At 64.7% G+C, this 4,888-nt stretch carries 3 protein-coding genes; all 3 read right to left on the bottom strand.

The window, feature by feature from the left end; translation table 11 throughout:
- Positions 1 to 43 precede the first annotated feature (43 nt).
- The gene (locus NA10_RS29255; protein ID WP_067573700.1) at positions 44 to 3,631 is read right to left on the bottom strand and encodes a phage tail tape measure protein; all 3,588 of its coding nucleotides are present in this window, start codon (positions 3,629 to 3,631) and stop codon (positions 44 to 46) included.
- A gap of 390 nt (positions 3,632 to 4,021) precedes the next feature.
- Positions 4,022 to 4,372: a hypothetical protein gene (locus tag NA10_RS29245; protein WP_067573697.1), complete on the bottom strand. Its 351-nt coding sequence runs from the start codon at positions 4,370 to 4,372 to the stop codon at positions 4,022 to 4,024.
- A 90-nt stretch (positions 4,373 to 4,462) separates the two neighbouring features.
- Positions 4,463 to 4,888 (bottom strand): hypothetical protein (locus tag NA10_RS37775; RefSeq protein WP_067573695.1); only part of this gene is annotated, 426 nt, incomplete at its 5' end.

The raw sequence follows: 4,888 nt of genomic DNA, 5'->3' as shown, positions 1-4,888 counted from the left end.
CCCCAATAGACAACCTTCGTCAGCTCGGCGGCGAACAAGGGATTCATCGGCCCATACCCCCTTGTCGCTGCATGGCGAGCGTGCGCCGACGTTGGACACGCGCCACGGCCGTAGCCGCGCTATTCGGGTCCATCCCGTTGAAGTTGTATGTATCGCCGCCGCCGCCAGCCGCGCCCATACCCAGGACTGCCGCGCCGGTCGACAACATCTCTTTCCACGAGTCCTGGAACCACGAGGAAACATCGGATTGTGTTTTGCTCCACTGGTTTTGGGCTTGGCCCTGCAAATTGGTGAGGGCTTCCTCGGGCGACGCGTTGTACCACCATGGCGCGTCGCCGGTAAACAGCTCACCGGTGAGCGGCGCACCCTGCAACGGATGTTGGCGGGCGGTGTACTGGGTCGAGGTGGGCGTGTCCTGAGTGCCTGCGTCCGGGTTGTCCTGCGTGGTCGGGCTGTTGTGGACGGTGTCGACGTTCTGCCCGCCGACCGGGGTCGACGAGCCGGGCGTCGACGTGCCGAAATTACTCGGCCAGTTGTCGACCCAGACCGGAACCGCGTTGCCCGCAGGCCGAGCGGCGGTCGTACCACCACCGCCGGAATTGCCACCACCGCCGGAATTGCCGCCGCCACCACCGCCGGAGTTGCCACCACCGCCGGAGTTGCCGCCGGGCGACAGTGTTGCGCCCGAGTCCTGCTCGACCGACGGCATAGCCGGGGCCGAGGACATTGCCCAGTGCACATGGTCGGCGTGGCCCGCCATGGTCGAGGCACCGTAGAACGACATGCCGTTTCCGACGTCTTGACCGTTCTTCAGATTGTGCGAAAACCCTTCGGAGTGAATGAGTTCCAGCGAGCCGGGGTAGTTCTTGGCGATCCATTCCGCTATTCCGACCATGTTCGGTCCGGCGATATCGATCGCCTTGCCCTGCATGTGGTAGTCGTAGCCCGAACCGACGTCGGCATAGCGGGTCGCCGAGGTGAGGCTCGCGTCGGGAAATGCCGAGGTAAGCGCGTTCCACATGCCGCGCTGAGTGTCGGTGATGTCGCCATTTCCGACCTGGATTGTGCCGCCGCCAGCGAGACCAGGCAGCATTGTGCGCAGCATGTCCAGCGGCGGAACCCATCCCGCATTTAGCGCGGCGACGAGCTCGGCACCACCACGTGACATCGCACCGGCGTTGACGACGCCCTCACCGGTCGAGACGAATGCCGTTGGCACACCGTTCGATCCGACAGCGAGAATCGAATCGCTCGTGGCGGTACCGGGGCCGTATATCTTGCCGTTGCCGTCGACACCGGCGACGCCACCGCCAGCCAGTAGCGGAAGGTCGGGGGTGTCGATCGAAAACGAAATGTGCTTGTTCACGATCGGAATGTCGAACTCGAACGACAGCCGGAAGTTGTTCCACGCGCTGATCAGCCAATTTATGGCGTTCTTGTAGCCATCGCGCAGGAAATCCCACAGCCCGACCGCTGCATTTCGGAATTTCTCCGGTAGCCCGGTGAAGAACGAGACGAGGTCGCCGAGCTTACCGACTACCCAGTCTTTGACCTCGCCCGCCTTGTCCGAGACCCACTGGAAACCGCCGACGATTCCCTCAATCGCTGGCTGAATGAAATTCGACCACGCGCCGGAAATGATCGATCCGATCAGCGACCAGTAAGGCCGAATTACGTTGTCGTACAAGAACATAACGGCCGAGCCGACGGACCCGAGAATGTCTACGAACCAGGAAAAGAATGGCTTAAGAGCGTTGTCCCACAACCACATTGCGCCGGACTTAATCCCATCCCACGCGCCGAGCACGACGTCGCGGAAGGTTTCGGAATGCTGCCAGGCGAGCACGATTCCGGCGACGAGCGCGGCGATAGCGAGCACGACGAGGCCGATCGGGTTCGCTTCCATGGCGGCGTTGAGCAGCCATTGCACGCCGGTCCATGCGGTCGTCGCGACCTTGATCACGCCGGTTGCGATCGTGTACGCGCCGAGCGCGAGCGTATTGCCCGCGAGTGCTGCGCTTCCCGCACCGGTAGCGGCCGCCATGACGCCCTGAGCGACGGCGTAACCCATTGCCGCGGCCTTCGCCGCCACCAGCGCCACACCGAGAGTGCCGACGGTAGCGGCGAGACCGATTGCGACAGTTTTGTTTTCGGTGATCCACTTCGCGCCATCGGTGAGGGCCGAGACGAGGCTCTCCTGAATGCTGCGCTTGAGTTGCTCGAGGGCGGTCGAGGCGTTGCCGTTGAGGGTCTGTCCCATTTGATCGGTCGAGCCCTGGAATCCGTCCATGGCATCGCCCGCGCCGCTGAGAGCCTCGAGAAACTGCGGTATCTGATCAATCGACAGATCTTCAACCGGCGTACCGAACAGGGCGATAGCGGTATTGGCTCGGGTCGCCGGGTCCTCGATGGCGAGCAGGCCCGCCGCGGTCCGCTGTAGCGCGTCCTGTGCGGCCGGGCCGCCGGTGGCAATGGCGTTCGACATTTCCTCGGCGTTGAGCTTGATCGAGGTATAGGCGTCCACGCTCGTCTTGGACATGTCCGAGCCGCGAATCGTGAATTCCTTGAGGGCGTCACCGGTCTTGTCCAAGATGAATTTGCCTTGGTGTGCGGCGTCGACGAGCAGCCCGAACGCCTGCTGTCCGTTGAACCCCAACGCCCGAAAGTTGGTGCCGTACTCGTTGAGGATCTCGGGCAACTCGTCGCGCATCGCCGCGGGCACTCGTTGAAACGACGTCGTCATGAGGTCGAACGCCTCGGTGCCGTCCTTGGCGAGCCCGTTATTGATCAGCTGTGAGGTGGTCTGGATTGCCTCGGGGACCTCGAGGCCGAACACGGACTTGAAGTTGAGGGCCTTCTCGGTGATGCCTTGCAGGCTGTTCTCGCCCTCGGCGGTGAAACCGTCGAACGCCGAGAGAACATCGCCAACTGCGCTGGTGACGTCGCCGAAACTCTCGCCGAGCCCCTCCTTGTACAGGTCGCCCGCGATCTTGCCGTATGCCGCGGCCTGTTTCGGGCTTGATCCGAGCTGGGCGGCGAGTAGGTCGACCGACTTCTGTTGACTGAGCGCTTCCATGGCGGTATCCATCGCGGTGCCGACACCGGCGGTTGCCGCACCGAGCGCGAGCATGTTCTTGGCGGCCGGGCCGAGCTTCTCCGAAACCTTGCCCAGGGCGGCATGGAATCGGCCCTCGGACTTGACTACGTCATCGGTGGCGTTCGCCGCGGCCGCGCGGGCGTCCGAGAGATCCTGTACCGCACGCTGTGTCGTGCGGGCCTGCCGGTCGGCGTTGCGCTGTGCGGTCGCAACGGCTTCCTCGGCGCGGGCAAGCTGGGACGCCGAGGCATTGCCCTTCGCGCGCAGCTCGGCGAGCTTCTCCTCGGCGACGCGCACCTTGCCTGCGGCGTCGGCGTCCTTCTCCCGTGCTGTCTTGAGTGCTTCGGATGCCTTTTCGACCGCGGCCTGCGCCGCCTCGACGCCGCTCGCGATGGCGCGGCCGGTGGCCTGTCCAGCGGTGCGCCCGGCGGCAACGAGCGGGCCCTGTAGCTGAGCGCCGAGGTTGCCCTCGATGCCAGCCAGCGACGGAATCACTTGCAGCGCTGCGTAACCGATCACCTGCTGTTCAGTCATCGGCGGTCCCTCCGTTCAGTCGGGCCTCGCGCTCGCGCTTTTGCCGGAGACGGCGAGCACGCAGCGCGGCGCGCCGCGGGTCGTCGGCCGCGGCGGCGGATGGTTTGCGAGGTTGCGGCCGACCTGGGTGGGGGCGGCCCGCGAGAATGCCCGCGATGTCCGAGAGGAGAAATGCGTGATGGTCCCAACGGGGCACGCCGTTGTTTTGCAGCCGGACCAGCGCGGCGCGGTCGGGGAGCTCCCGGATCCGCACCCAGATTTCGCGCAGCGTGAGACGCCGCTGTCCCTGCTCGTCGAATCGCCAACGGTCGGAATACCTTGCGCCGCAATGGTTGGCGAGGTCGGCCTCAAGCTCGTTGGGGTACTCGTCGATCAGGGTCAGCAGCGCGGCTAGTTTCCCGCGGTACCGAAACCGAGCTCGTCGGCGATCAGCTCGGCGAACTCGTCGAACTGGCGTTTGCGCGGAAACTTGGCGAGGAACTTCGCCCACTGCACGGGGCCGAGGATCTGCTCGAATGCGTCGATATGCCGCTGCTTGCTGAATGCCTGCACGGCCAGAGTCGGCCAGTCGTCGACGTCCGCGGGAATGTCGAACGTCATGCCGCCGTAGGTGATCGGAACGGTTTCGATTCCTTCGGCCTCGCGCTGCGCCGCGGTCTTGCGCGGCTCGCGGTAGTCCTGCGGGGCGGGGGCGCCGGCGGGGCGGGGCGGGCGGCGACGACGATTGCGGGTGTCGGACATGCGGGTTTCCTTTCACGACGATCCATGCGGGTTTCGGGGAAGCTGGCGACGCGGTGAAACCCGCACGGAAAACCGCGCCGCCAGCGCCTATTAGGGCGTCGGGGTACCGGCTTGGCGGTCGAACACAGCGCCGGTGCCGCTGGCGAACAGGGCAACGTTCACTTCCCACTTGGTGAGGTCGGACTCGTTGCGGTTGTTCGCCGGAACCCACAGCCGCGCCTTGAGAACGGAAATGAGTCGTTCCTTTTCGCCGAGGTCGGAATCGGTTTCGAACGCAATCCAGCGCATCACGGGCTTGGGCATCGAAACCGTGGTCGCGGTGCTGCCCGGATTGACGATCGCCTGCGTGATCGGGTTGTCCTCGAGCGGTGAGAACTTCCGTGCCAGTTCGTAGTTCTTTCCGCCGATCTTGATCAGGCCGATACCCCAACCGAAATGCTTGGTCTCGTCCTGCGAGCGGTCCTCGCTGAAACCGTCGTCGCCGTTGAGAATGCCGACCTCGTCCCACCCGGTAGT

This window comes from Nocardia acidivorans NBRC 108247 (genome assembly GCF_001625085.1).
GTDB lineage: Bacteria > Actinomycetota > Actinomycetes > Mycobacteriales > Mycobacteriaceae > Nocardia > Nocardia acidivorans.
The sequence above is the reverse complement of the archived record's forward strand: the minus strand, read 5'-3'. Positions and strand labels throughout refer to the sequence as shown.